The 26159-nt window shown below is 59.3% G+C and carries 19 protein-coding genes and 3 tRNA genes; 14 read left to right on the forward strand and 8 right to left on the reverse strand.

Annotated features, from left to right (window positions below; translation table 11 throughout):
- From C1711_RS00595 to C1711_RS00610, 4 genes are all read left to right on the forward strand, one after another.
- A complete protein-coding gene (locus C1711_RS00595) occupies positions 1-429 on the forward strand; it encodes a hypothetical protein (RefSeq protein ID WP_102337327.1) in 429 nt (142 codons plus the stop codon).
- A 65-nt stretch (positions 430-494) separates the two neighbouring features.
- Entirely contained in the window at positions 495-2006 is a 1512-nt protein-coding gene (locus C1711_RS00600; RefSeq protein ID WP_102337328.1) for a nicotinate phosphoribosyltransferase, read from the forward strand.
- 33 nt (positions 2007-2039) lie between these two features.
- Complete coding sequence (gene proB, locus C1711_RS00605; protein ID WP_102337329.1) at positions 2040-3164, forward strand: glutamate 5-kinase; 1125 nt, start codon at positions 2040-2042, stop codon at positions 3162-3164.
- A 52-nt stretch (positions 3165-3216) separates the two neighbouring features.
- Positions 3217-4494 (forward strand): glutamate-5-semialdehyde dehydrogenase, encoded by a 1278-nt coding sequence (locus tag C1711_RS00610; protein WP_102337330.1) that lies wholly within the window; start codon positions 3217-3219, stop codon positions 4492-4494.
- A 437-nt stretch (positions 4495-4931) separates the two neighbouring features.
- On the opposite strand, the gene C1711_RS00615 is transcribed toward C1711_RS00610, so the two are convergent.
- Positions 4932-5531: an HD family phosphohydrolase gene (locus tag C1711_RS00615; protein WP_102337331.1), complete on the reverse strand. Its 600-nt coding sequence runs from the start codon at positions 5529-5531 to the stop codon at positions 4932-4934.
- A gap of 125 nt (positions 5532-5656) precedes the next feature.
- Positions 5657-6160 (reverse strand): CarD family transcriptional regulator, encoded by a 504-nt coding sequence (locus C1711_RS00620; RefSeq protein WP_102337332.1) that lies wholly within the window; start codon positions 6158-6160, stop codon positions 5657-5659.
- 329 nt (positions 6161-6489) lie between these two features.
- On the opposite strand from C1711_RS00620, the gene argS reads away from it, so the two are divergent.
- Positions 6490-8334: an arginine--tRNA ligase gene (argS, locus tag C1711_RS00625; RefSeq protein WP_102337333.1), complete on the forward strand. Its 1845-nt coding sequence runs from the start codon at positions 6490-6492 to the stop codon at positions 8332-8334.
- Between the two features lie 334 nt (positions 8335-8668).
- Positions 8669-10888 carry a transcription termination factor Rho gene (gene rho, locus C1711_RS00630; RefSeq protein WP_102338494.1) on the forward strand — a complete coding sequence of 740 codons (2220 nt, stop codon included), beginning with the start codon at positions 8669-8671 and terminating at the stop codon, positions 10886-10888.
- Positions 10889-11148: 260 nt separating this feature from the next.
- Here the strand turns inward: rho and C1711_RS00635 are convergent, their stop codons facing one another.
- Positions 11149-11925 (reverse strand): SDR family NAD(P)-dependent oxidoreductase, encoded by a 777-nt coding sequence (locus C1711_RS00635; protein ID WP_102337334.1) that lies wholly within the window; start codon positions 11923-11925, stop codon positions 11149-11151.
- Between the two features lie 466 nt (positions 11926-12391).
- Between C1711_RS00635 and C1711_RS00640 the strand changes: the two genes are divergently transcribed.
- The 5 genes from C1711_RS00640 (at position 12392) to C1711_RS00660 (ending at position 14671) form a co-directional block, all read left to right on the forward strand.
- Entirely contained in the window at positions 12392-13603 is a 1212-nt protein-coding gene (locus C1711_RS00640) for a hypothetical protein (RefSeq protein ID WP_102337335.1), read from the forward strand.
- A complete protein-coding gene (locus C1711_RS00645) occupies positions 13604-14080 on the forward strand; it encodes a VanZ family protein (protein ID WP_234346133.1) in 477 nt (158 codons plus the stop codon).
- 312 nt (positions 14081-14392) lie between these two features.
- Positions 14393-14469, forward strand: a tRNA-His gene (locus C1711_RS00650).
- 26 nt (positions 14470-14495) lie between these two features.
- Positions 14496-14572: transfer RNA gene (locus tag C1711_RS00655), tRNA-Lys, on the forward strand.
- Between the two features lie 22 nt (positions 14573-14594).
- Positions 14595-14671: transfer RNA gene (locus C1711_RS00660), tRNA-Lys, on the forward strand.
- 773 nt (positions 14672-15444) lie between these two features.
- Here the strand turns inward: C1711_RS00660 and C1711_RS00665 are convergent.
- Positions 15445-16899 (reverse strand): YfcC family protein, encoded by a 1455-nt coding sequence (locus C1711_RS00665; protein WP_102337336.1) that lies wholly within the window; start codon positions 16897-16899, stop codon positions 15445-15447.
- 160 nt (positions 16900-17059) lie between these two features.
- Positions 17060-18250: a M20 metallopeptidase family protein gene (locus C1711_RS00670; protein WP_102337337.1), complete on the reverse strand. Its 1191-nt coding sequence runs from the start codon at positions 18248-18250 to the stop codon at positions 17060-17062.
- 292 nt (positions 18251-18542) lie between these two features.
- On the opposite strand from C1711_RS00670, the gene C1711_RS00675 reads away from it, so the two are divergent.
- Complete coding sequence (locus C1711_RS00675; RefSeq protein ID WP_102337338.1) at positions 18543-20018, forward strand: response regulator transcription factor; 1476 nt, start codon at positions 18543-18545, stop codon at positions 20016-20018.
- Between the two features lie 294 nt (positions 20019-20312).
- Here the strand turns inward: C1711_RS00675 and fucO are convergent, their stop codons facing one another.
- From fucO to C1711_RS00690, 3 genes are all read right to left on the reverse strand, one after another.
- Complete coding sequence (gene fucO, locus C1711_RS00680; RefSeq protein ID WP_102337339.1) at positions 20313-21473, reverse strand: lactaldehyde reductase; 1161 nt, start codon at positions 21471-21473, stop codon at positions 20313-20315.
- Between the two features lie 229 nt (positions 21474-21702).
- Entirely contained in the window at positions 21703-22707 is a 1005-nt protein-coding gene (locus tag C1711_RS00685; RefSeq protein ID WP_102337340.1) for a GGGtGRT protein, read from the reverse strand.
- An 18-nt stretch (positions 22708-22725) separates the two neighbouring features.
- On the reverse strand, positions 22726-23460 hold the full coding sequence (locus C1711_RS00690) for an iron-sulfur cluster assembly scaffold protein (protein ID WP_102337341.1): 735 nt from the start codon (positions 23458-23460) through the stop codon (positions 22726-22728).
- Positions 23461-23900: 440 nt separating this feature from the next.
- Here C1711_RS00690 and sufC point away from each other — a divergent pair, with 440 nt between their 5' ends.
- Both sufC and sufB read left to right on the forward strand, forming a co-directional pair.
- Positions 23901-24707, forward strand: coding sequence for a Fe-S cluster assembly ATPase SufC (gene sufC, locus C1711_RS00695; RefSeq protein WP_102337342.1), 807 nt, complete (start codon positions 23901-23903; stop codon positions 24705-24707).
- Between the two features lie 12 nt (positions 24708-24719).
- A complete protein-coding gene (gene sufB, locus C1711_RS00700; protein WP_102337343.1) occupies positions 24720-26132 on the forward strand; it encodes a Fe-S cluster assembly protein SufB in 1413 nt (470 codons plus the stop codon).
- The last annotated feature ends 27 nt before the right edge of the window (positions 26133-26159 follow it).

Below are 26159 nucleotides of genomic sequence, written 5' to 3' on the forward strand. Positions count from 1 at the left end.
ATGGTGGATTCTCCAGCTACTCCGCTCACCGACGATGAGAGAGCCGAGCTCGAGGCCTTGCGTGCCGAGAAGGCCAAGCGGGAAGAAGAGGAGCGCGCTCGAGCGGAACGTGCCGAGCTCGAGGCTCTGCGCGCCGAGCGGGTGGCCCATGCGTCGGCTGCCTCTGCCGTTGCCGCGCCTGTAAGCGCCCCTGCTGAGGAAAAGCCTGCGAACGCCCCGGCACCTCGTACGCCCACATCGGTTTCGACTCAAGCTGCGGCGAACGCACCCCAACCCGTTCAAACGGAAAAGAGCTTCGGTGAACGCATGGTGACCTCGGATTCCGTGGATGACGATGGCATCCCCACCATGCCCATGGCGCAAAAAATCATCGTCGCCATCTGTCTTCTCGCCGTCACCGGCTTTGTGATTTACAACTTCGTCAAATAAACGGTCGCGGGCGCCTGTCTGGAAGGACGGGCGCCTATCTTCAAGAGGGAAAGAAGGAACCCAACATGGCTTTGACTGATGCCACTTATCCGACCGATGTTTCAATGAACACGGACCTCTACGAGCTCACTATGGCTCAGGGCTATTGGGAGTGCGGCCACCTCAATGAGCAGGCGTGCTTCACGGCGTTTTTCCGCGATGCCCCGTTTGAGGGCGGCTATGCCGTGATGTGCGGTACCGCTGAAATCGCCGAGCTCATTGAGAATCTGCGTTTCACCGAGCAGGACATCGCCTATCTCGCGGAGCTTGAGGCTCCGGCGGGCGGCAAGCTCTTCAAGCCCGGATTCCTCGAGTACCTGCGCGATTTCCGCCCGCATGTGGATATCGACGCCATTGCGGAGGGCGAGCTCGTGTTCCCGCGCGAGCCCATGGTCCGCGTGATCGGACCCATGCTCGACTGCCAGCTCGTTGAGACGGCGCTGCTCAACATCGTCGGCTTCCAAACGCTTGTGGCGACCAAAACCGCCCGCGTGGTTCAGGCTGCGAAGGGTCGTCCCGTGGCCGAGTTCGGCCTGCGCCGCGCTCAGGGCCCCGATGGCGGCGTGGCAGTTGCCCGTGCCAGCTATGTGGCGGGTGCCGCTTCCACCTCGAATATCCTCGCCGGTCGTCGCTATGGCATTCCCGTTTCGGGTACGCATGCGCACAGCTGGGTCATGAGTTTTGAAAACGAGCTTGAGGCGTTCCGCGCGTTTGCCAAGAGCTCCCCGCGCAACTGCACGCTGCTCGTCGACACCTTCGACGTTCGTGCCGGCATCGAAAACGCCATCATCGTCGCTCGGGAGATGGAGGCGGCGGGCGAGCGCCTGGCGGGTATCCGCATCGACTCGGGCGACTTGGCCAAGCTGTCCGCGTATGCGCGCCGTCGCTTTGACGAGGAGGGTCTCGATTACGTCAAGGTCGTGGTGTCCAACGATTTGGACGAGCATACGATCACCTCGCTGTTCAACCAGGGCGCCCCGGTGGATGCGTTCGGCGTGGGTACCAAGCTTGCCACCTGCTACGATCAGCCGGCGTTGGGTGCGGTGTACAAACTCGCCGCGCGTCGCGATAGCGTCGACGAGCCGTGGACGCCGGTCATGAAGCTCTCAGAGCAGCCTTACAAGCGCACGATCCCCGGCATTCAAAACGTGCGCCGCTACATGGACGCCTCGGGCTCTCCCGTATGCGATATGGTTTACGACGAGGCGTACCTGCAAGGTGAGGGCGCCCAGCGCGGACAGACGCTCGTTTCGGTGAACGACGCGGCGCTGGTGACGGATGTCTCCGGCTTCGAGTCGCGCGAGCTGCTGGTTCCCGTGACCCGCGATGGCAAGAGCGTGGCTCCACGTGAGGACATCGAGGACGCACGCGCTCGCTGCGCCGCCGCACTCGCGTCGCTCGACGGAGCTTACAAGCGCTTCCTGTATCCGCAGACGTATGTGGTGGGCATGGAGCAGGGGCTTGCGTCCATGCGCGATGACCTCGTGCGCGAGCGCATGGCCGCCGCTTCGAACGTGCTTCCGTGGAAGACCAAGTAGGCGTTTTCGAATCGATGTGACGAAGGATTGGATATGGCCTCTACGCGTAAGACCATGGTTGTGAAAATCGGCTCGTCCACGCTGGTGGGCGAGGACCGCGCCCTGCGTCGCGATTTTATCGCCGAGCTTGCCTCGCAGGCTCGCGAGCTGCGCGAACTCGGGTGGAATCTTGTGGTGGTGAGCTCCGGTGCCATTGCATGCGGTGCACCGTCGCTTGGGTTTGAACGTCGACCCACCGATATGCCCAGCTTGCAGGCGTGCGCTTCGGTGGGGCAGTGCATCCTTTCGGCCGTGTATGACGAGGAGTTCCGCGCTGCGGACCTGCTGACCTCGCTTGTGCTGCTCACACGCCACGACACGGCGCGTCGTAGCTCGTACCTGCATGCGCGCGACGCCCTTACGCGCCTGGTCGAGCTCGGCGTGGTGCCCGTGGTGAACGAGAACGACACCACGACGGTCGATGAGATCAAGTTCGGCGACAACGACACGTTGGCGGCTTTGGTGAGCTGCCTGGTTTCGGCAGACCTGTGCGTCACGCTCTCCGATATCGATGGCCTGTATACGGCCAATCCCTCGCTTGACCCCGATGCGAAGTTCATCCCGCGCGTGGAAAAGATCGACGCGACGATTATCGGATCGGCGGGCGATTCGACCACCGCGGTGGGTACGGGCGGTATGATCACGAAGATTCGCGCCAGCCGCATCCTGATGACCGCGGGCATCGAAAGCGTGATCTGCTCGGGTGAGGAACAGCGCCCACTTGTGCGCTTAGCACGCGGCGAGCAGGTGGGAACGCGCTTTGTCCCGCCTGCGGAGCGTTTTGAGATTGCCCCGCGCAAACTGTGGATCGCCTTGGGCGACAGCACCCATGGCACGGTGACGGTGGATGCCGGTGCCGCAAAGGCGCTCGTAGAGCGCGGTGGATCGCTGCTGCCCGTTGGCATCACCTCGGTGGAGGGTGCGTTCAATGCGGGCGACATCCTGGACGTGCGCGATGTCGACGGCATGACCTTGGCGCGCGGTATCGCGGAGGCGGGAAGCGATGAGCTGTCGCTTGCCGCCGGTCGTCGCCAAGAGGAGATCGCCGGCAATCGCCTGCTCGCCAATTTGGCGGATAAGCCTGCGATTCATCGCGACAACCTCATCGTGTTCGCATAACGCGTTTAATTGATACGTTTCGTTTCGGCATCCTTTTGGGGGTTGGGCAGAAATGGATAGTTTGTTCGAGTATGTTTCTGATTTAGCGACGTCCGCAAAGGCCGCTTCACGCCCGTTGAGCTTTGCGTCTGACGATGCGCGTTGTGCTGCGGTGCGCGGCATGGCCGCCGCGCTGCGTGCTCGTGCCGACGAGGTGCTTGCGGCAAATGCCGAAGACATGGATGCGGCTCGTGCAGCGGGAATCGATGCGGGTCTGCTCGATCGCCTGCTTTTGACGAACGAGCGCATCGAGGGTATGGCCGCGGGTTTGGAAAAGCTCGCCAACCTGCCCGATCCTGTTGGTCGCGTGCTTGAGGAGCGCACCATCGATCAGGGTGTCGAACTGCAAAAGGTGAGCGTGCCGCTGGGCCTCGTTGCCATGGTGTACGAGGCGCGCCCCAACGTCACGGCGGATGCGGCGGGCATCTGCATCCGCACGGGCAACGCCTGCATCCTGCGCGGCGGATCACTTGCACAGCGTTCGTGTGTGGCGATTGCGCATGTCCTTGCCGACGCGGTCGAGGCGGCGGGATTCCCGCGTGAGGCCGTCACCATCATCGAGACTACGGATCGCGAGGCCACGGGTGCGCTTATGAGCCTGCGCGGCGTGGTCGACGTCCTTATTCCGCGCGGCGGTGCAAATCTGATTCAGCGCTGTGTGCGTGAGAGCCTGGTTCCCGTTATCGAGACGGGCACGGGCAACTGCCATATCTACGTGCATGAAAGCGCCGATTTTGACAAGGCGCGCGCGATTGTGATGAATGCCAAAACGCAGCGTGTGGGCGTATGCAACGCCGCCGAGTCGCTGCTGGTGGACGAGGCGATTGCCGCAGAGTTTTTGCCGGGCATGTTCGATGCGCTTTCCCGCGCGGAAGTGTGTGCGCATGGTGATGCTTTGACGCGTGAGATTTTGGGCGATGCTCTGCCTTCTGCTTGGTTTACCGATGCCACCGAAGACGATTGGGGTCGCGAGTATCTGGCGCTCGAAATCAGCGTGCATGTGGTCCGTAACATCGATGAGGCAATCGAGCATATCAACACCTATGGCACGATGCACTCCGAAGCTATCGTTGCCGAGGATACCGCCGCATGCGAGCGGTTCTTGCGTGAGGTAGATGCAAGTTCCGTGTATGCCAACGCCAGCACGCGTTTCACCGATGGCGGTGAGTTCGGCTTGGGCGCCGAGATCGGCATTTCGACCCAAAAGCTCCATGCGCGTGGACCCTTCGCCGCCGAGGCTCTGACCACCTACAAGTACCTGCTGAGGGGCACTGGCCAGGTGCGTCCGTAGGGACCGCAAATCGCTCTATGCTCAAACAACCCTTAGGGTGGGTGTCCGTATATCATCCGGCGCTCGGACAGTCCTGCTCACGACGGAGGCGCCACTGGCGCCTTCTGTTCGTGCGGAACTCGCGGCGGACGATATATGGGACACCCATTCGCGGCTTGTTTCGGGTCAGGCTATACACGGCAATGAGACTGGATCAATGTCGCATATTCGGCAATGAGACCAGACGGATATTGCAGAAATGCATCGAAACGTGCAACAAAGGTCTAGTCTCAATGGTGAGTTTGCAATATCCGTCTGGTCTCAATCTCGATTTGAGTGGCCTACTAAGCTCACATGCAGGCCCCGCAGATTGCTTCCCGGAGGGCGTTTTGTGGAGCGTGGCGGAACCACGCCCGAAGGGAAATTATCTGCGGGGCTAACGTGCAGTAAAGGTGACCTTACTCCGCCTGGAACGTATCGCGGTCGGGGGCGAAGCTCTGCATGGCCTCGATGGTGCGGGCGAACAGCTCGTCAAGCTCCCAGCCGAGCATCTCGGCACCGGAACGGATCACGTCGCGCGAAACGCCGGCGGCAAAGCGCTTGTCCTTGAACTTCTTCTTGAGCGACTTCACGTTGAAGTCCATCACACTCTTGGACGGACGCATGACCACGGCGGCGCCGATGAGGCCCGTGAGTTCCTCGGTGGCGAACAGGATCTTCTCCATCATGAGTTCGGGCTTGGGGAGCTCCGTGTTGAAATCGCTGGTGTGCGACTGGATGGCTCGGATGAGTTCGGGGGTGCCGCCCGCTTCCTCGATAAGTGGCGCGGCGTACAGCGTGTGTTTGGCAGGCTCGTCGTCGTGCTCTTCCCAGTCCAGGTCGTGCAGGAGGCCGACGATGCCCCAGAACTCCTCATTCTCGGGATCGAACTCGCGGGCAAAATAGCGCATGGTCTGCTCGACCGTCTCGCCATGCTCGATGTGGAACGGATCCTTGTTGTGCTCGGAGAGCAGGGCAAATGCCTCATCGCGCGTCATTCCGGCGGAAAGAGTCGCCATGGGAACCTCCTCAGATACAAGCATCCCCGTGTTACGCACTCAATGAGATATGCGACACGGGCATGCCAATGGTGCCCCGTCAATGCGGGGCAGATGAACTGCGGACACTATAGCACGGCAAAGCGTCAGTTCAAGCTGTGCTCATCTGCGGAGATGGCGGCGATAAAACGCTCGTCTGCATCTTCCGTGGCAAGGTTGAGTGCGACGGCGAGTTCCTCAACGGCACGCCGGCGGGCTTCCTTCAAGATGCGCGTGTAATAGCTACTCGGCTTTTTGCCGATTTTTTCGGCATGCGCAATGCGGTGGCGCATGGTTTTGAATATACGTACGGTTTCGGGCGCGCCGAGTTTGAGCTGCTGCTTAAAGTAAGTTTCCTCCAGCGAGCTGTTGCGCTCGGTAAACGTATCGACAGCCAGTTCACCATAGCGGTCGAGTATTTCCTCAGCGTCTTCGCGCGAGATGGCGCAATGCAGGCGTCCCTCTTGAGACTGGGGGAACATGAGCTGCGTTGCCGCATGGCCCGATTTTGCATGGAGAATAATCATGGGCGTTGGGTCGTCGTTGGTGAATCCCACAACGGTGCAAACTCCTTGCCCGGGATGAATAACGTGCTGGCCGATTTCGAACATGCTGACTCCAACCGATACTCTGCAAAACCAACTGATACTCCGTGAATAACTTTCCCAATTTTACCATGATTACGTGGGCTTTTAATGATAATTACTACAATTCGAACACATTTCGCTCCCCACAAACCAAGGGGGTAAAACGTCAAACTTCAGGTCCAAATGCGCAGGAAAATCCGCATTTCGTGTAAGAGTTGTTACGTTCGTATAATTCGCCGTATTTTATTAGGAAATATGCTTGCGAGCCGCTCCACTATGCTACAGTAGACCGCGCTTGTACATGGGCCCTGCGAGAAGGACATTTCAGGGCCATAAGTTTGAGGAGGACCTCTATGCCGGAAAAGATTGAAGAGCTGGTACGTGCTGCGCTTGCAGCTGCACAGGAAGCGGGCGACCTGCCTGCGTTCGAGCTTGAGGATTGCGGCATTGAGCGACCGGCAGACACCTCTCATGGTGAGTGGACGTCGACGTGCGCACTGAAGTCTGCCAAGTTGGCTCACTGCGCTCCGCGTGCCATCGCCGAGGCTGTTGTCAAGCACATGCCCGAGAGCGCTGAGATCGAGAAAGTTGAGATCGCCGGCCCCGGTTTCATCAACTTCTATCTGAATACCGTTGCCCAGACCACCATCTTCGGCGTTGCCCGTGAGCAGGGTATGGACTTCGCCAAGTCCAACGTCGGTGGCGGCGTCAAGACCCAGATCGAGTTCGTGTCCGCCAACCCGGTCGGCCCCATGCACGTGGGCCACGGCCGCTGGGCCGCACTCGGTGACTCCATGTGCAACGTCATGGCGCATGCCGGTTATGACATCGAGCGCGAGTTCTGGATCAACGACTACGGCAATCAGATGAACACCTTCGGCAATTCCATCTCCAAGCGCTACATGCAGCTTGCCGACATCATGAAGAAGCGGGGTTGCGACATCGATGCCGCCCGCGACTTCCTGGCTCAGGACCGCGACAACTACGTGCAGGACGAGGCTGACGAGCATCTCGACAGCCATCCCTACATGGACGAGTTCACCGCTGACCTCGGCAAGGACTCCTACGGTGGAACCTATATCATCGACGAGGCCGCCAACTTCTGGAAGACCGATGGTGACAAGTGGGTCAACGCCGACGCGCAGGAGCGCATGCTCGAGTTCCGTGAGCGCGGTTACCAGAAGATGCTCAAGGACATGAAGGAGACCTGCCACGACGTTCGCTGCGACTTCGACGTGTGGATGAGCGAGCGCACCATGTACCAGAAGGACTGGACGGGCACCTCTCCGGTTGAGCGCGCTTACGACAAGCTCGACAAGATGGGTTACCTCTACACCACCGACGACGGTGCGCTGTGGTTCAAGTCCACTGAGTTCGGCGACGACAAGGACCGCGTCATCAAGAAGTCCAACGGTGACTATACCTACTTCTCGTCCGACATCGCCTACCACTGGAACAAGTTCCAGCGCGTCGACCTCGTTCTGGACATTTGGGGTGCCGACCACCACGGTTACATCCCGCGCGTCAAGGCCGTCTGTGACGCTCTCGGATATCCCGGACAGTTCGAGGTGCCGCTGGGACAGTTCGTCAACCTGCTGCGTTCCGGCAAGCCGGTTCGTATGTCCAAGCGTAAGGGCACGATGATCACCTTCCGCGAGCTCATCGACGAGGTCGGTGCCGACGCAGCCCGTTACACGCTCGTGAGCCGCTCCTCCAACCAGACCATCGACTTCGACATCGACGCGGTCAAGGAGAAGAGCCAGTCCAACCCCGTGTACTACGTGCAGTACGCGCACGCCCGTATCTGCTCCATCCTGCGCAAGGCCGCCGGCGTGACTTTCGAGCAGGCAGAGCTCATGGGCATGGAGAACGTTGCCGTGAAGGCCATCGGTTCTGACGTGGACTACGCGCTGCTGTCCGATCCCACCGAGCTGGCGCTTGCCCGCAAGCTCTCCGAGCTCGAGGACCTCATCGCCGGTGCCGCCCGCGACCGCGCTCCGTTCCGTTTGACGCACTACGCCGAGGAACTCGCCGCCGGTTTCCATAGCTTCTACCAGGCTTGCCAGGTGCTGCCGAGCGAGGGGCATCCGGTTGACCCCGAGGTCACCCGTGCCCGTTTGGCCGCCTGCGACGCCGTTCGCTCCGTGCTCGTGCTCGTGCTGAGCCTCATCGGTGTTTCCGCACCTACCAAGATGTAAGGCTGTTTGCATAAGCGTGCTTGCGTGCGGCTAATTAACCTGTCTGGTGATTTATTTGCATGAGTGCATTTGAGTCGCTGCTTCGGGTCCAACTTTCGGGTTGGGCCCGATTTTTTGTTTAGCGCGCGGGTGAGTGGACAATATATGTGGTATATTCAGTCGCGACGTAACCGTACGTCTCCCATTTCAACGTTATCCCATTTCTCATTATTTGGTTTGCCATCCGCGTTTAAGTGGATTGCCGTGGATAAACGCGAGTAGAAAGTGAAACCGCGTGTCTGACGAAAAGAATATCGAGAACGTGTCCGCTCAGCCTGAGGCACCTGCCGCCAGCATGGCGTCCGGGGATAAGCCCAAGCGCCGTCCCGGTCGCCCGCGCAAGACGAAGGCCGCTGATCAAAAGTCCGCTGAAGCTGCTGAGGATACGAAACCCGAAAAGGCTGCCAAGCCTAAAAGGGCTGCGAAATCGGTGAAGACCGCAGAGTCTGCCGAAGCGGAGGAAAAGCCCGCCAAGCGTCGCGGACGTCCGCGTAAGACGGCAGATACGAGTGCCGTTGCTTCCACTTCCGCAGTTGCCGAGTCATCTGAGGTGTTGCAGGCACGTGCGCTGGCGCAGATTTCCCAAGCTTCTGTGGTTCGCCGTCAGCGCCGTCAGGCTGAACGAGCGGCAGAAATGCTGTCGTCTACCGACGCTGCGATTTCTGCGGCCCCCAAGGCCCAGGCATCTGAGCCCGCTTCTATTGCTGAAGCTTCCGATGCTCCCGCCACCGCCCAAGTTGCCGACGTTGATTCCGCGCCGCGTCCGAAGCGTCGTGGTCGCAAGCCCAAAGCGGTTGCCAATGACGAAAAAGCCGCACTCGCCGCGCAGCAAGCTACGATTCTCGAGGCCGCTCGCGCTGCACATGAGGCTGAGGCCGCGGGTTCCGAGCCCGCCGAGCAGGTTGAGCCCGCCGATGATTCCGCGAGCCCTGCGCCTGCGGAGCAGGCTGAGGTTGTCGATCAGTTCGCAGAAAGCGAGAAGACCGAAGGCGCCGAGGCAACGGAGGCTTCTGGACGCAAGCCGCGCCGCATGCATCAGAAGCGTACCGATGCCGAGCATACGGAATCTTCTGAAAGCACCGAGCATGTTGCCGACGAGTCTTCGTCCGCCAAGGCGGGAAAGGACGGCAGGGCGGCTGAAAAGCGCGAGCGTGTTGACCGTACGACCAAGAATCGCGAGCGTCGCGAGCGCCAGCAGGCAAAGCGCAAAGAGCGCAACAACCGCTATCTACCCACCGAGCCTACGCTCACGCGCGAAGAACTCGAGGGCATGAAGGTCGCCGAGCTGCGCGAAAAGGGCAAAGAGCTCGAGCTTGACGTGACGGGCAAGAAGAAGGCCGAGCTCGTGGAGGAAATCTACGCCGCTGCGGCCCGCGCCGAGGGCTTCCGCGACGTCGAGGGTATCCTCGATATGGACAACCAGGGTTTTGGCTACATCCGTGTGCACGGGTACATGCCCTCTCGCGACGACGCCTTCGTACCCGCTCCACTCGTCCGCGCCGCGGGTCTGCGTCCGGGCGACTATATCGCCGGTACGCTGCGTCCCATGCGTCCCAACGATAAGCTGCCCGGCTTGGGCAAGCTCCGTTCAGTGAACGGTATGGCCCCCGAGGACATCAAGCGTCGTCCCAAGTTCGCCGACCTCACGCCCATTTATCCCAACGAGCCGCTCGTCATGGAGCATGGCAAAGATTCCATCACGGGTCGCGCCATCGATATCGTGAGCCCGATCGGCAAGGGCCAGCGTGGTCTGATCGTGTCTCCGCCCAAGGCCGGTAAGACGACCATCCTCAAAAAGATTTGCCAGTCCATTGCCATCAACAACCCCGAGGTTCACCTCATCTGCCTGCTGGTCGACGAGCGCCCCGAGGAAGTCACGGACATGCAGCGCTCCATCAAGGGCGACGTGGTCGCCTCGACGTTCGATATGCCCGCTGACAACCACACGCGCGTTTCCGAGCTCGTGATCGAGCGCGCCAAGCGCATCGTGGAGATGGGTGGCGACGTCGTGGTGGTGCTCGACTCCATTACGCGCCTTGCCCGCGCGTACAACCTTGCCGCGCCTGCTTCGGGCCGTATCCTTTCGGGTGGCGTGGATTCCGCCGCGTTGTACCCGCCCAAGCGCTTCTTGGGAGCCGCGCGCAACATCGAGAATGGCGGCTCACTCACCATTTTGGCCTCCGCACTCATCGACACGGGTTCCAAGATGGACGAGGTGATTTTCGAGGAGTTCAAGGGCACCGGCAACATGGAGCTCAAGCTCGACCGCGAGCTTGCCGATCGCCGCATCTTCCCGGCTATCGATCCGGTGGCGAGTGGTACGCGCAACGAGGACCTGCTCATCAGCGAGCAGATGCGTCCGTTCGTGTGGGGCATCCGCCGTATTCTCGCCGGTATGAACAACACCGAGCGCGCCGCGGCCTCGTTCATAAAGGGCCTCAAGGGCACGAATTCCAACCAGGAGTTCCTCATCCGAACCGCCAAGAAGGCCGCCGACCACCCCGATTTGATGTAACGGTTTCCGACAAACTGCCGCCTTGATATCGAGGACTTGGCATAATTCCTGCGGGTGTGGTTCGGCTTCGCCTCACAAAACACCCTCCGGAAATATGCCAGGTCCTCACCTTTTCCAATGGCACTGCCTGGTCGACAAGCTGTCAATTCAGCGCGCGGACTGCTTCCCGTAGGGCGTTTTTGTGGAGCGAAGCGAAACCACGCCCGAAGGGAAATTGTCCGCGCGTCTAAGATCTCTCTATGGTCGGCTTGAGCTGTAATCTACAGGATGCCGAGATGGCGCTCCACGGCGAGTGCGGCCTTATAGGGCAGAACGCGCGAGAGGGCGTAATACGCCTTCATATCAAGCGAAGGGATGCAAAGGCCCTTTCCCGTATTCGAGGCCTTGAGAGCGGCTGTGACGACGTGGTCGACACGCTCGAATCCGATCGCGGTCATCGCTTGCGCTGCTGCCTCATCGCCCGCTTTGTCGAGGAATTCCGTCTGCATGAACTTGGGGCATACGGCGGTGACGTGGATGTCGCAATCGCCCAGCTCGGCGTCGAGTGAGCGGGAAAGGTCGAGCACGAAGCGTTTGGCGGCGGAGTATACCGCGAGTTTGGGCTGAGGGACGAACGACGCCACGCTGGCGATGTTGATGATGCGCGAGCCCTCATGCATATAGGGAAGCGTGCGGCAGATCATCTCGACGGGGGCAAGCATGAGGAGCTTGACCATCTTTTGCGCATCCTGCTTTCCCTGAGTGGCAAACGCACCGAAGGTGCCGAAACCCGCGTTGTTGACTAGGAGCGATACCTGTACGTCAGGAATTTCGGTAAGAGCGCCCTCGATAACCTCGAATGATGCGGTATCGGTCAAATCGAGGCAGAAGGGTCGGACGGGGGTCGAACAAGTACGGCGCAGCGCCTCAAGGCGTTCGGCGCGGCGTGCGATTACCCAAATCTCGTCGACGTGTCCCGCTTCTCCGGCATCGATACGCTTGACGAACTCACGGCCCAACCCAGAACTTGCACCCGTTACGATGGCAATACGCGACATGATCGCTCCTTACTGGCAAAATCGCGGTACCCACTCCATAATGGGCACCGGGCATTCAATATGACCCTTGTTCCCGATTGCCCTGTTTTACAAACACATTGGGCTTGATTGCTTTTTACGCATAATGCTCTCTTTGCCCATCTTGTCGAGGGATGTTTTCCTTCAATCGCCTTATTTCGCAAATGTCTTGCCATGTACTTGTAACGTGTGAGGGGGAAATGTTTCAGAAGATGTCAAACACATGGTGATAACGCTTGCAAATACCTGCGGGTTTTCGCATAATAGTTCGAAGATCGCGACGGAAAACGCAGATGAAACGAACCACAATCCGTTGCTCGGGGGATACATTCTCCCATAGCTGCTTTCATCATCTTTTCCAGCGACCGACTCACGGTTTTCTTTCGCTGCGCGTACGGCAAAATCGTGGGCCATTGTGACGGACGCATGGGTGATGGAGGAGCACGTCATGGCAATTGCAAAGACTGCGTATCGCAAGAACGCCATCGGTATTTCCGCTGGTTTGGGTATTGCCGCGCCGCTCGCCGCATATGCCGCGACCTTGCCGTTCGATGGTGTGAACGAAATCGTCCGCATGGACGCCATGCCTTTTGCCGCGGGTATCCTCGCAGGCGTGGGCATGCTCGCCGTTACCGGGCATGTGCTCGATGCTCGTGCGGACCGAGTTGCGGACGAAGAGGTGCGGGATATCCCCTCGGGATTACAGGCTTTTGCCCATATGGCTTCTCAAGAGCAGGGGAGCGGTGTTCATGAGGAGTCGGCGCGTCGCGGTTCACGTTTTGTGCATGGTGCCTCGGACGATGTTCCGGTGATTTCGCGTGCGGCCAATGCGCTTGACGAGGCTGCGGCATGGACTGACATCGACGCCGTGTTTGATGATACATCCCCCGTCAACTGCGACCCTGCACACTCCAATGACGTGTACCAGATTGCATTCGAGGAGCTGCGTCGCTCTGCAGCTGTAACGGACGCGCCTGCGTCTGTGCAGGGCAGTGCCTATACATCCCCCTCGGCCGGATCGACGGCGATGTACATGTCGCTCGCCGGTGTGCCGCAGGCCGCCTCTGCGGCTGCCGCACCCGTATCTTCCACCGGCGCAACGTATTCCACTTCCGCTGCTGCAACGCAGGCGTCAAATGCCTTTGCGGGGACCTTCATGCCGTATGACGATCTTGACGAGGTGTCCGATTACCAGGCGGCCATCGAGTCGCTGTACGGGCCCAAGAGCTGCATTCCCCAGCAGCCGATCATTTCCGCCCCAACGTCTGCGACTGCTGCTGGAGCTGTGGCCCCCACGCCTGCGGCTGCGTCTCCCATTGCCTCATCTGTGGCTACGCATGAGGTGAACGTTCCTGCGGCGGATTATTCCGGCCATGAGGATATGTGGGCGGCTGCTCTTGCGATTCTGGATGAAGAAGAGCTTCCCGTGGCTGAACCGCGCTTCGTTCCAAATGACGCCGCCTCTGCTGAGGCTGCCCGAATGGCGGCCGTTGCGGAAGGGGAGAATGCGACCAAGCTGCACAGCCGCGTCAACTCGCTGATCGAGGAAGAGTTCGAGCATGTCGAGTCCAAGAGCGTGCGTCGTACAACACACGAGTATCTCAAGGTCATCGAGGGTGGAACCGCTGCGATGCCCGCACTGAAACGCGCCGAGGCGTAAGTGATTCAAAAAACGTTTATCACGCAGCTTCGTTCAAGGGCGAGCCTTTCATGGCTCGCCCTTATGTGTATCGCAATCGTATGCATATGGGGTAACTCGCTCGTCCCTGGCGAGGGCAGCGGTGGCATGAGCCTTGCGGTGGTTGAGGCGATTCGACGTGTGTTGGCCTCACTTGGGCTGCCCTTTGATTGGGTTACCAACTTTATCGTGCGTAAGACAGGCCATTTTATGGAATACCTGTTGCTTGGCGTGGTCTCCTTTCAAGCCTTTAAAGCGCATGACGTATCTCGTGGAGCACTGGTTGCGGTAGTGCTCACCTGTGTGATGACCGCTTCTATTGACGAGACGATTCAGCTGCTTGTTCCGGGTCGCTGTGGGCAGATTGTAGACGTGCTGCTCGATTGCTGCGGCGCGGTGTCGGGCATCGTGTTGCGATTTGCATCGATTCACGTTCATGTGCGGAAGGAAACGCGCTAAGGGTTTGTTCATATGCGTTATGCGTCGAGGTCCTGCGCCGAATGACTGGGTGTGGGCGAAGGTCTCCGAGGGGCGCTCGAGCTTTTGACCGAGGTCCTGCGCCGAACGCTTGCGCGTTCAGGTGTCGGGCAGTTTCGCGCGCTTGCGATCTCTGCAGAAGCCTTGCAATGCTTGTGCAGGCTTGTTGTGTCCAGACAACATGACGTTTCTTCTGGTTTTGGTTCTCATTGTGATGGAGCATGTTTTCCAAAAATATGCTTGCATCCGTGGCACTTAGTGTGCATAATAATCTAGCTGTGCGAGAGACACATGGTGGGTGTAGCTCAGTTGGCTAGAGCGACGGGTTGTGGTCCCGTAGGTCGAGGGTTCGAGTCCCTTTACCCACCCCATTCCTCTCTTGTGCGCAGATGCAAATGGACCGTTAGCTCAGCTGGCTAGAGCAGGGGACTCTTAATCCCAAGGTCCAGGGTTCGAATCCCTGACGGTCCACCACATTGCATCCTTTGGTACATACGGACCGTTAGCTCAGCTGGCTAGAGCAGGGGACTCTTAATCCCAAGGTCCAGGGTTCGAATCCCTGACGGTCCACCATTGAATTTGAGGCTCCTGCAAAGGAGCTTTTTTCATGACTGAAGCACACGCATGGATTCGAACCTGCCCACGGAGCGGAGCTTAAAAGGATTGCTCCGGCGCTAAATCAGGTCGCATTTTGGAAGAGTGGTCAATTTACGCCATACTGGGGCATTTGGGTCCTCGGTTTGATAGCAAAACGCCTTTGGGAACGTCCATCCGGGAATGCCCGTCAACAAAACCGCAGGATTCGCAAAGTTACTTGTGCCGGATGATTTGAAAAATGTCGTTTAACATCGTTCGAACACCCCAGCCTAGGGGTAAAATGGCCATTTCCTTAAAACGTAACGTCCAAACTCCCTAATTGTCGTCCATTTTTCCTTCTATCACTTACGTTTCTGGTCTCTATTAGTCTGCACTCGTTACTGTTGTCTACGATTTTTTGTGCTTTAGTGGCTCAAAAACGCATTAATCCACAGGCAATGGCAATTGCATTTGTATCACTACTTGCGTTGTCTATGGTTTTTTGCGTTTTGGAGGCTTCAAAACGTCGGATTCCATAGGCAACGGCAACCGACCATAGGAAGCCGCGGTTGCCCATAGGCAACAGGGAGGACTCGTCTCAAGAAAAAAGAGCCGGTGGTGGACCGGCTCTTTTTTGGTTGCCCATTTAGGGCATTTGATTTTGGAATCCTGTAATCGCTGCATCCAGGATTCCGAGGAAAGGGGGACGGATATACGAGGGGCAGGAACCATTTACGTTCAAGCCCCAAGACCACAAGGGGAAGGGCTCATTAAAGGATCAGCATCAACATGGTGAGAATTGCCATGGTAACGAGCGTCAGCGCCACGAAGAACTTGAGGGTGAGCTTCAGGAACGAAGCGTAGCTTGTATGGGCAAGCTCGAGGCCGGAGAGGACGACGCCGTTCGTGGGAGTGATCATAGCGATGACACCGTGAGCGGCGGCGAAAATCATGATCATGATTTCGGGAGAGAAACCGAGGCTGCTGGCAAGGGGTCCCATGATGGGCATGGAGACAGTGGCCATGCCGGAGCTCGACGGAATCACGTTGGAGAGGACGAAGTAGAGCATGTAGCTTGCCGGGGCAAAGACGATGGCGGAAACACCTGCGAGCGCATCGGCAGCGGCGTTGAGAATGAAGAGGTCAAGACCGGTCAGACCCATGAGGACGGCGATGGAACGGGCAAGGGCGAGCACGAGAGCGGTCGAGATCATGGTCGAGCTACCCTCAATAAAGGTGCCTACGAGCTCCTTCTCGGACAGGCCACCGATAAGGCCGATGACGATGGACATGAGCAGGAACCAGATGCCGCACTCGGTGAAGTACCAGCGACCGAGGGGCTGGCCGGTGAGGAAGGCACTCCATGCGGTGGAGGCGTCCTCAGCGGTGGCGCCGATGGCAAAGAAGTTGATGCCGAAGTTCTCCCAAGGGATGAAGGATACGATCATGACGAGGAAGGACAGGGCGAACAGGACAAGGACGAGCTTCTGCTTTCCGGTGATGGTGGCATGTTCGAGGGAAATATTGTCCTCAGCGTAGGCCTTATCGGCGGAGGCGAGCTCTTCGGGGGTCATAACGGACGCAGACTTGTCAGCCTTGACCTTCTTGGCGTAGTTCATGACGAACGCGATGCCCATAGCCTCGGAAACGACGAAGAGCAGGAGGCCGACGGGAATGATGATGCCCTGGTCGACGGGAATGCCCAGGTCGGTGAGGGCGGAGCTCGCCACGGCGATAGAGAACGGGTTGACCGTGGAGCCCAGGGTGCCCAGGCCCGCACCCATGAGGACGATGAGCGCACCAACCATGGTGTCAAAGCCCATGGCGTAGGTCACAGAGGCGAGTAGGATGTAGAAGGGGATGGTCTCCTCCATCATGCCGTAGGTGGAACCGCAGATGCCAAAGAGAATCATCATCACGGGAATGAGCAGGGTCTCGCGGTTGCCGATCTTCTGCACAAGCACCGCGATGCCCGCCTCGAGGGCTTCGGTCTTGTTGACCATGGCGAGGAAGCCGCCGAGGACGATGACGAAGAGGCAGACCTGCAAGGCGCTCTCAAAGCCGAGAAACGGGGCCTGCATGACCATGGCAAGCGATGCGCCGGTCACGTCGGGGGAGAATTGCGCCACGATCTGGGTCAGGATCGCGGTGCCGATAAGGCATGCGATCAGGATGGTGAAGGAGGTCGGCATGCCCTTCTTCTTTTTCTTGGTTGTTTCTGCCATGGAAGAATCCTTTCTCATATGGCTTGCAAACAAAACGGATGAGATGCGCAAGGTTTGGCGTGTGCCGTGCCTGCGTTTAGGTGTTTGGTGCGAGTGTTTGACGTTTAATGTCTGGTGCGGGGCTCAACCCGCGCGCTCGAACCTAGCTCCCAACGCGCGCTTACTTCGCGCGTTTTTCCAGATAGGAGAGGGCGTTGCCCGCAAGGAACGCCGACCCGCGGTAGAAAACGTCCTCGTTGAACACAACTCCGGGATGGTGCATGCCGAACTCGGTGTGGTCCTCATCGGTTGCGCCGAGGATGAAGTAGGCAGTGGGGACCTTCTCGGACAAGACGGCGAGGTCATCGGTACCTGGGAAGGGTTTTTCCATGATGGTGGGGTCATCGCCAAAGAGTTCCCGCACGTTGTCGATCAGCTCTTCGGTGAGCTCGGGATTGTTATACGTGTTGGGCACGCCACGCAGGAACTCCACGGTGCAGCTGCCGCCGAACGCTTCGGCGATGCCCTGTGCCATGGCGGTCACGCGCTCTTGGAAGTGCTTGCGTACCGTGGCGGATTGCGTGCGGAGCGTGCCGAGCATGCGGGCGGTGTCGGGCACGACGTTGGCCCCACGGCCCGCCTCGATAACGCCGAACGTGGCAACGCAGACCTCGGTGGGGTCGAGCTCACGTGCGATGTAGTTCTGTACGCCCTGGTAGATGTGGCACGCGATGTTGATCGGATCGATGCCCTGGTGCGGCATGGAGCCATGGCAACCCTTGCCCTGGATGTTGATCTCGATGTCATCGATGGAGGAGAAGATGGTGCCGCAACGCGTGGTAAAGGAACCGGCGGGGTTATCGGGCGTCATCACATGAAGTGCGGTGACTGCGTCGACCTTGGGGCTCTCGAGCACTCCGCCTGCGAGCACGGCCTCGCCGCCCGTGACATCAGCTGTGGGCGCGCCCTCCTCGTCGGGCTGGAAGAGCAGTTTTACACAGCCATGGATCTCGGACTCGTGCGCCTTGAGGAGTTTGGCTGCACCGAGGAGCATGGCGGCATGGGTGTCGTGGCCGCAGGCGTGCATGTTGCCGTTGGTGGACGCGAACTCGAGCCCCGTCTCCTCTTTGACGGGCAGGGCGTCGTAGTCTGCACGCAGCAGGATGCAGGCGCCCTCGTCGGGGTTGCCGATCTGCGTGAGCAAACCTCCCTTGCACGGCTCGGTGACCTTGTAACCCATCTCTTCCAAAACGCCGCGCACATAGGCTTGCGTTTCGGGTAGATCAAACCCGAGCTCGGGATGCTGGTGCATCCAGCGGCGGTGTTCGACGACCTCTCCCTGGATTGCCCGTGCCTCTTCGACGATACTCATGCCCCTACCTTTCTCTTGAAGCCGTTCTCAACGTGACCATTTGAGTTGGACGGTCGCTCGCGTTGCCCGATTTTTCGGTGTCGGCCAACTGCTCGCGTTGGATGTTTGCCGTTTGTCGACAAACCGCTCTCGCGCCGTCTGGAACGCATCATAGGGAATGGGGGTGGGGTGATGGGGCTCTCAAGTGTGGTGATATGTGTTATATCACCCCGCTGGTGTGAGGGTGAACGGTTGCATTTTTAGGTATGATGCATGCTGTACAACGAATGTTTCGAGCGGACATGGGAGTGCGATGTCGCAGGTAAGCGCATGGAAGAAGAAGGCTGAGAAGGGTATTGCGTTCTCTTCGGAGGCGTATGGCGTATTGCTCGTCACACTTGTATCGCTTGCAATGCTTTTTCGTTCCGTTGCGTTTCTCTCAAATTTCGATCCGTGGTACAAAGGCGTCACCCTGTTTTTCACACCGATGTGCTATGTGCCCATTGCGCTTATGGGCAGGCTCGCCCCGCAGCGCATCAACCTTTCACGCTGTCTTGCCGTTACGTTGGCTTTTGCGTTGGCCGGATGTGCGCTCTGGACATGGTTCTTCCCAACAACGATGCCGAATCGCTATGTGCTTCTGTGTATAGCGGATTTTCTCTATAACATCGCCCGCGCCTGGGGCGGCGTCCTTGCCACGCTGTATCTCTCGCATATGAGAAGACCCGAGAACCTGGTGATTTGCACGTGCAGCGGCCTGTCGCTCGCATATTTGGTGCACGCCATCTTTGTGACGGTAGGCGGGCCGATGGTGTTCATGTGCTGTTTTTCGGTGACGTTGCTGCTGGTGATGGGCACATGGAAGGAGCGTCCTCTTTTCGACGCTCTGTGCACGTCCGATACGCCTCAAAATCTTGAGGTCACGAATCCGTACTCCTTCGTTTCGCTCAGGAGCAAGCTGTTTACCTGCATTTTGCTGTTTGAAACGGTGTTTGGGTACGCGTCAACGCTCATGATGGGCTCCGAGTCGTTTTCCAACCAGATGTTCATCGCCATCGCGTTTATCTTGTTGTCGCTCTATGCAATATCGCATGATGGGGAGACGCGGGGGTTTGATGAGGATCGGCTTTTCTCTCTGTGCGGGCTAACCGTCCTGTTCGGCTTTTTGGTCCTCATTCCGTCTCACGCGAACGCGGATTTCATCTCACTTGCACTCACGCTCGGCTCCCAAGGTTTTTACGCATTGTTGCTGTCTACGCTCGCTTTTATCGCGGCGAGAAACCCATCCGGCGCGCTGGTGGTCGTACCGCTGGGCTTGGGCGTCTCGACGTTCGGCTCGTGGGTGGGCTATGGGTTCTGCCAGTTTTTGCATATCTTGGTGGGACGTGGGTTCACGGGGGACGATGCCGTGGTGGTAGGTTGCTTTGCGTTTGTGATCGTCGCGTATGTGTGGGTCGGCATGCGCGGATTTAGCTTTACGGGGTTGTTTGCGTCGATCGTCCCAGTTTCGGATCCGATTGTCACTTCGGTACCAAGCGAGTCGTCGACGTTCGAGAGTGATGTCATAGATTTGCGCGTGGCAGAGATTGCCCGCGATACAGGTCTCACTCCACGTGAGGAGGAGATCGCACGTATGCTGGCGCGCGGGCGCAACAGCGCATATATCCAAGATACGCTGGTGATTTCACGCAATACAGCTAAGACCCACGTGCGTCACGTGTACCAGAAAATCGGGGTGCATAGCCAGCAGGAGCTCATTGACTACGTTGAGCGCGGGTACGTCGCATAGCACAGTTGAGTGTTTCGCAGATGTCGGATGCGATGATGTCGCGGCGATGGCGCTTCTGTAGGGATGCGGTTTCGAACTTTGGGCCGTTTTTTCGTATTTGAGGGTCGTAAACAAGTGTCAAATGCTTAAAAACAGCCCAAAGTTGATGTTGTCGGATTAGGCAGCTTCGATGGGGCAAGGGCCGCAGCCGCAAGCGGTATCGCAATCGAAAAAGCCGCAGCCGTTAGCAAAAGCGCGGCGCGAGCACCTTGGCCCGCACCGCGCCTCATCACGCCGGTGATCTGTTGTTGCAAGTTACTTCATGATCTTGCGGAACAGGGCCTTGACGTCGTCCGCGGTCGCCTCGCGGGGGTTGCCCGGGAAGCAGGCGTCGGCCATGGCGTCCTTGACCAGAACGTCGAGATCCTCCTCGACGATGGCCTCGCACACGGTCGGGATGTTGACGTCAGCGGAGAGCTGCTTGACGGCGGCGATGGCGGCGTCAGCGGCCTCGTCGGTGCTCATGCCGGTGGTGTCAACGCCCAGGGCAACGGCGATGTCGGCAAGACGCTGGGTGACAGCGGGCTTGTTGTACTCCATGGCAATGGGGAGCAGCATAGCGCAGGCGACACCGTGCGGCGTGTCATAGTGAGCGGAGAGGGTGTGAGCCATGGCGTGGTCGATGCCCAGGCCAACGTTGGAGAAGCCCATGCCGGCGATGTACTGGGCGAGCGCCATGCCCTCGCGGCCGGAGCCGGGCTCGCCGCTCTTGGCCTCGGCGACGGCATCGCGGAGGCTCTTGCCGATGAGCTCGATGGCCTTGATGTGGAGCATGTCGGTCATCTCCCAGGCCCCGAGGGTGGTGTAGCCCTCGATGGCGTGGGTGAGCGCGTCCATGCCGGTGGAGGCGGTGAGGCCGGCGGGCATGGAAGCCATCATCTCGGGGTCGATAACGGCGACCTCAGGGGCGTCGTTGGTGTCGACGCACACGAACTTGCGGACCTTCTCGACGTCGGTGATGACGTAGTTGATGGTGACCTCAGCGGCGGTGCCAGCAGTGGTGGGAACGGCGATGGTGAACACGGCGTGGTTCTTGGTGGGGGCGACACCCTCGAGCGAACGGACGTCAGCGAACTCGGGGTTGTTGATGATGATGCCGATGCCCTTGGCGGTGTCCATGGCAGAGCCGCCACCGATGGTGACGATGCAGTCGGCCTCGGCGGCCTTGAAGGCATCAACGCCGTCCTGGACGTTCTTGATGGTGGGGTTGGGCTTGATGTCGGAGTAGACGGCATAGGCGATGCCGGCCTCGTCGAGCTTGTCGGTGACCTTGGCGGCAACGCCGAACTTCACCAGGTCGGCATCGGTGCAAACGAAGACCTTCTTGTAGCCACGGCGGGTGATCTCACCCGGGATTTCGGCGATGGCGCCGGCGCCGTGATACGAAATGGTGTTGAGGACAATACGATTGGACATAAAAGCCTCCTTGTCGCTGCGGAAAAAACCGCATTACTATGGCAGCACTAGCATAGTGCACTTCATCCCATTTGTAGGTGAAAAGATGGTGCTACCGTGGATAAAACAACGCGGGATACCGTGCGCGATTGGACATCCGTGCATCACAACGCTCACGGGAAATCCCGCGAAAAAGCCGCCGGCCCAATGGGGACGACGGCTTTTCTTACAACCTAAGTAAACGCGCGGCCTAGCCGTTGATCGCGGCGTTCACGGCAACGGCGCAAGCGACGGTGGCACCGACCATGGGGTTGTTGCCCATGCCGATGAGACCCATCATGTCGACGTGCGCAGGCACCGAGGAGGAGCCGGCGAACTGGGCGTCGGAGTGCATACGGCCCATGGTGTCGGTCATGCCGTAGGAGGCAGGGCCGGCGCCCATGTTGTCCGGGTGCAGGGTGCGGCCGGTGCCGCCACCGGAGGCCACGGAGAAGTACTTCTTGCCGGCCTCGAGGCGCTCCTTCTTGTAAGTACCCGCGGTGGGGTGCTGGAAGCGCGTGGGGTTGGTGGAGTTGCCGGTGATGGAGATGTCCACGTTCTCGTGCCACATGATGGCAACGCCCTCGCGGACGTCGTCGGCGCCGTAGCAGTTGACGGCAGCGCGCGGACCATCGGAGTAGGGGATGGTCTCGACGATCTTGAGCTCGCCCGTGAAGTAGTCGAACTGGGTCTTCACATAGGTGAAGCCGTTGATGCGAGCGATGATCTGAGCAGCGTCCTTGCCCAGGCCGTTGAGGATGACGCGCAGCGGCTTGGTGCGGGCCTTGTTGGCGTTGAGGGCCAGCTTGATGGCGCCCTCAGCAGCGGCGAAGGACTCGTGGCCAGCCAGGAAGGCGAAGCACTCGGTGTCCTCGGACAGGAGCATGGCGCCCAGGTTGCCGTGGCCCAGACCGACCTTGCGGTCCTCGGCGACGGAGCCCGGAACGGTGAAGGCCTGAATGCCCTCGCCGATCACGGAAGCCGCGTCGGAAGCGGTCTTGACGCCGCGCTTGATGGCGAGCGCGCAACCGAGGGTGTAGGCCCACTCGGCGTTCTGGAACGCGATGGACTGGGTGTCGTGGACGATCTCGCGAGCATTCACGCCCGCGTCGAGGCAAATCTGCTCGGCTTCCTCGAGGGAGGCGATGCCGTTCTCAGCGAGGCAGGCGTTGATCTTCTCAACGCGGCGCTCGTAACCTTCGAAAGTAACAGCCATGGTTATGTCCCTCCCTTTCTACTCGTGAACCGGGAAGACGTTGGCGACCGTGTGGGTCTCCTCGTCGTTGCGCGGATCGATGTACTTGGCGGCGTTCTCCCACTGGCCGTAGTGACCCATGGCGCCGGCGATGGCCTCTTCCGGCGTCTTGCCGGCCTTGAGGGCGTCGGTGAACTTGCCGAGGTTCATGAACTCGAAAGCGATGATCTCGTTACGCTCGTTGAGCGCCATGCGGGTGACGTAGCCCTGGGCGAGCTCGAGGTAGCGAGCACCCTTGGCCTTGGTGCCGAACATGGTGCCGACCTGGGAGCGCAGGCCCTTGCCGAGGTCGTCGAGGGAGGCGCCGACGGGCAGGCCGCCCTCGGAGAACGCGGTCTGGCTGCGGCCGTAGACGATCTGCAGGAAGATCTCGCGCATGGCAACGTTGATGGCGTCGCAGACGAGGTCGGTGTTGAGGGCCTCGAGGATGGTCTTGCCGGGAAGGATCTCGGAAGCCATGGCGGCGGAGTGGGTCATGCCCGAGCAGCCGATGGTCTCAACGAGGGCCTCCTCGATGATGCCGTCCTTGACGTTGAGCGTGAGCTTGCACGCACCCTGCTGGGGAGCGCACCAGCCAATGCCGTGCGTAAGACCGGAGATGTCCTTGATCTCCTTGGCCTGGACCCACTTGCCCTCCTCGGGGATGGGTGCCGGGCCGTGGTATGCGCCCTTGGCAACGGGGCACATGTTCTCCACTTCCTGTGAGTACTGCATGCCTCTCCTCTCTTTCGTAGTTGGTGTCCGTGGCGTTGCGCCGGCGTGGGACCATGCGCTTACCTTAGACAGACCTGACATGCAGTGCCATTCTACCGCGATTTGTCTATCTCTTTTCTGCGAACGGTATATTTTTGAAGTTGGAGCGTTCCAATTTGGGTTATTTGATTGGTGGAACGTGTCTAGTTTGTTCTTTGAGGGGCGCTATCGATAAATTGGAGCGTTCCAAAAGAGTGAATCGATTGAAGCGACATGTCTGAATAAACAAAAGGATTGTAATCTGAGTGGAATGGTCGGAATAACTTGACTCTGCATGGCGGCGGCATATCCTTAATCCGAGAGATTTTCTAGGGTTTAGAAACAGATCTTCGTAACAGTGGTATCTCCTGCTTTCGTTCGAAGTGCTCTCGTTCTTTGCCCAAGCGATAAAGGAGCTGGATATGTCCCAAACCCCATTGCTTTCCGTATCGAATCTAACCGCTTCCGTTGATGAGAAGACCATCTTGCATGGCATCGATTTGAACGTTGCCGCAGGGGAGACTCACGTGCTCATGGGCCCCAACGGCGCGGGCAAGTCCACCATGGGTCACGTCATCATGGGCGACCCCGTGTATACGGTGAACGAAGGTACCATTACTTTCGATGGCCAGGACATCACGGAGCTTTCGACTGATAAGCGCTCGCGTGCGGGTCTGTTCTTGAGCTTCCAGGCACCGGTGGAGATTCCCGGCGTGCCGCTGTCGAGCTTCCTGCGCGCACAAATCGCCGGGCGTCCGGGCCTTGAGATGAAGGGCAAGGAGTTCCGTCGTCGCGTGAAGGAGCTCGCCGCCGAACTTGATATGGACATCGCCTATCTCAACCGCGAGCTGGGCGTGGGCTTCTCCGGTGGAGAGAAGAAGAAGGTTGAGATGCTGCAGCTCCTGCTGCTCCAACCCAAACTCGCCATTCTTGACGAAACGGACTCCGGTTTGGACGTCGACGCGCTCGGCGTGGTTTCGCGCGGCATGGACGCCTATCGCAAGGCAACGGACGGCTCGCTTGTCATCATCACGCACAACACGCGCATCCTCGAGCATCTCAAGGTCGACCGCGTGCATGTGATGGTGAACGGGCGCATCGTGCGTGAGGACGACGCGTCGCTCATCCCGTGGATTGACGCCAACGGCTTCGACTCCTTCGAGCGCGAAGCGGCACAGGCAGCCGGTGGGGCCGAGGCTGCAGCTCAGGCTTCCGACGAGACGCGCTAGGAGGTCGGTGCAATGGCAAAACAGCGCACCGAGGTCGCGGACATCGACCGCAGCCTTTACGATTTCCGGTACGGCGAGGAGGGATTCGAGCGCTTGGATGCCGGCTTGACGCCGGACATCGTGCGTGAGATTTCCGAGCGTAAAAACGAGCCCGCATGGATGCTCAAGCACCGCCTGAAGTCGCTTGAGATTTACAACAAGTTCCCCGATCCCACCTGGGGTCCGGGCATCGAGGGCCTCGACATGGATCACATCGTGACCTACGTCAAGCCCAACACCGATCAACAGGCAACGTGGGATGAGGTTCCCGACGACATCAAGAACACCTTCGAGCGTCTGGGCATCCCCGAGGCGGAGCGTTCGTATCTCGCCGGCGTGGGCGCCCAGTACGACTCTGAGCTCGTGTATCACAACATGCAGGGCACCGCTGCCCAGATGGGTATCGTGTACTCCGGCATCGAGGAGGCGCTGCAAGAGCCCAAATGGGAGGCCATGATCCGTGAGAAGTTCATGACGCTCATCCCGCCGACCGACCACAAGTTCGCCGCGCTGCACGGCGCGGTGTGGAGCGGCGGCTCGTTCGTGTACGTTCCCAAAGGTGTGAAGCTCGACTTCCCCCTGCAGAGCTACTTCCGCCTCAATGCGAAAGGCGCGGGTCAGTTCGAGCATACGCTCATCATTGTCGAAGATGACGCCGACCTGCACTTTATCGAGGGGTGTTCGGCGCCCAAGTACAACGTGGCCAACCTGCATGCGGGTGCGGTCGAGCTCTTTGTGGGAAAGCGCGCGCATCTGCGCTACTCGACCATCGAGAACTGGTCGAAGAACATGTACAACCTCAACACCAAGCGCGCCCGCTGCGAGGAAGAGGGCGAGATCGAGTGGATCAGCGGCTCCTTCGGCAGCCACGTGGGGTATTTGTATCCCATGAGCGTGCTGGTAGGGCGCAAGAGCCGTTCGAGCTTTACGGGCATCACGTTCGCCGGCGCGGGTCAAAATCTCGATACTGGCTGCAAGGTGGTGCTGGGTGCGCCCGAGACCTCCGCGAGCGTTGAGACCAAGTCCATTTCCAAGGGCGGCGGTATCTCCACGTTCCGCAGCTCCATTGTGGCAACGCCTGCGGCCGAAGGGTCAGCCGCGAGCGTGAGCTGCCAGTCGCTAATGCTGGATGACATCTCACGTTCCGACACCATTCCCGCGATGGATATCCGCGCTAAGAACGTGGACATCGGCCATGAGGCCACAATCGGCCGCATCGGCGATGACAAGATTTTCTATCTCATGAGTCGCGGTATTTCCGAAGAGGAAGCTCGCACGATGATCGTGAACGGCTTTGCCAACCCGGTGAGCAAGGAGCTACCGCTCGAGTATGCCGTCGAGATGAACAATCTCATCAAGCTCGAGATGGAAGGGGCTATAGGGTGACGAACCTGATCGGCTGTCTGCAGCACC

This window comes from Collinsella provencensis (genome assembly GCF_900199705.1).
Lineage (GTDB): Bacteria > Actinomycetota > Coriobacteriia > Coriobacteriales > Coriobacteriaceae > Collinsella > Collinsella provencensis.

What these genes read in the sequence shown, in the direction of transcription:
- C1711_RS00685 (WP_102337340.1), bottom strand. Translation starts at nt 22,707, where the DNA reads ATGGCTGTTACTTTCGAAGGTTACGAGCGCCGCGTTGAGAAGATCAAC.
- C1711_RS00640 (WP_102337335.1), top strand. Translation starts at nt 12,392, where the DNA reads ATGGCAATTGCAAAGACTGCGTATCGCAAGAACGCCATCGGTATTTCC.
- C1711_RS00690 (WP_102337341.1), bottom strand. Translation starts at nt 23,460, where the DNA reads ATGCAGTACTCACAGGAAGTGGAGAACATGTGCCCCGTTGCCAAGGGC.
- C1711_RS00635 (WP_102337334.1), bottom strand. Translation starts at nt 11,925, where the DNA reads ATGTCGCGTATTGCCATCGTAACGGGTGCAAGTTCTGGGTTGGGCCGT.
- argS (WP_102337333.1), top strand. Translation starts at nt 6,490, where the DNA reads ATGCCGGAAAAGATTGAAGAGCTGGTACGTGCTGCGCTTGCAGCTGCA.
- sufC (WP_102337342.1), top strand. Translation starts at nt 23,901, where the DNA reads ATGTCCCAAACCCCATTGCTTTCCGTATCGAATCTAACCGCTTCCGTT.
- C1711_RS00615 (WP_102337331.1), bottom strand. Translation starts at nt 5,531, where the DNA reads ATGGCGACTCTTTCCGCCGGAATGACGCGCGATGAGGCATTTGCCCTG.
- sufB (WP_102337343.1), top strand. Translation starts at nt 24,720, where the DNA reads ATGGCAAAACAGCGCACCGAGGTCGCGGACATCGACCGCAGCCTTTAC.
- C1711_RS00670 (WP_102337337.1), bottom strand. Translation starts at nt 18,250, where the DNA reads ATGAGTATCGTCGAAGAGGCACGGGCAATCCAGGGAGAGGTCGTCGAA.
- rho (WP_102338494.1), top strand. Translation starts at nt 8,669, where the DNA reads ATGGCGTCCGGGGATAAGCCCAAGCGCCGTCCCGGTCGCCCGCGCAAG.
- C1711_RS00595 (WP_102337327.1), top strand. Translation starts at nt 1, where the DNA reads ATGGTGGATTCTCCAGCTACTCCGCTCACCGACGATGAGAGAGCCGAG.
- C1711_RS00665 (WP_102337336.1), bottom strand. Translation starts at nt 16,899, where the DNA reads ATGGCAGAAACAACCAAGAAAAAGAAGAAGGGCATGCCGACCTCCTTC.
- C1711_RS00600 (WP_102337328.1), top strand. Translation starts at nt 495, where the DNA reads ATGGCTTTGACTGATGCCACTTATCCGACCGATGTTTCAATGAACACG.
- C1711_RS00620 (WP_102337332.1), bottom strand. Translation starts at nt 6,160, where the DNA reads ATGTTCGAAATCGGCCAGCACGTTATTCATCCCGGGCAAGGAGTTTGC.
- C1711_RS00610 (WP_102337330.1), top strand. Translation starts at nt 3,217, where the DNA reads ATGGATAGTTTGTTCGAGTATGTTTCTGATTTAGCGACGTCCGCAAAG.
- C1711_RS00675 (WP_102337338.1), top strand. Translation starts at nt 18,543, where the DNA reads ATGTCGCAGGTAAGCGCATGGAAGAAGAAGGCTGAGAAGGGTATTGCG.
- fucO (WP_102337339.1), bottom strand. Translation starts at nt 21,473, where the DNA reads ATGTCCAATCGTATTGTCCTCAACACCATTTCGTATCACGGCGCCGGC.
- proB (WP_102337329.1), top strand. Translation starts at nt 2,040, where the DNA reads ATGGCCTCTACGCGTAAGACCATGGTTGTGAAAATCGGCTCGTCCACG.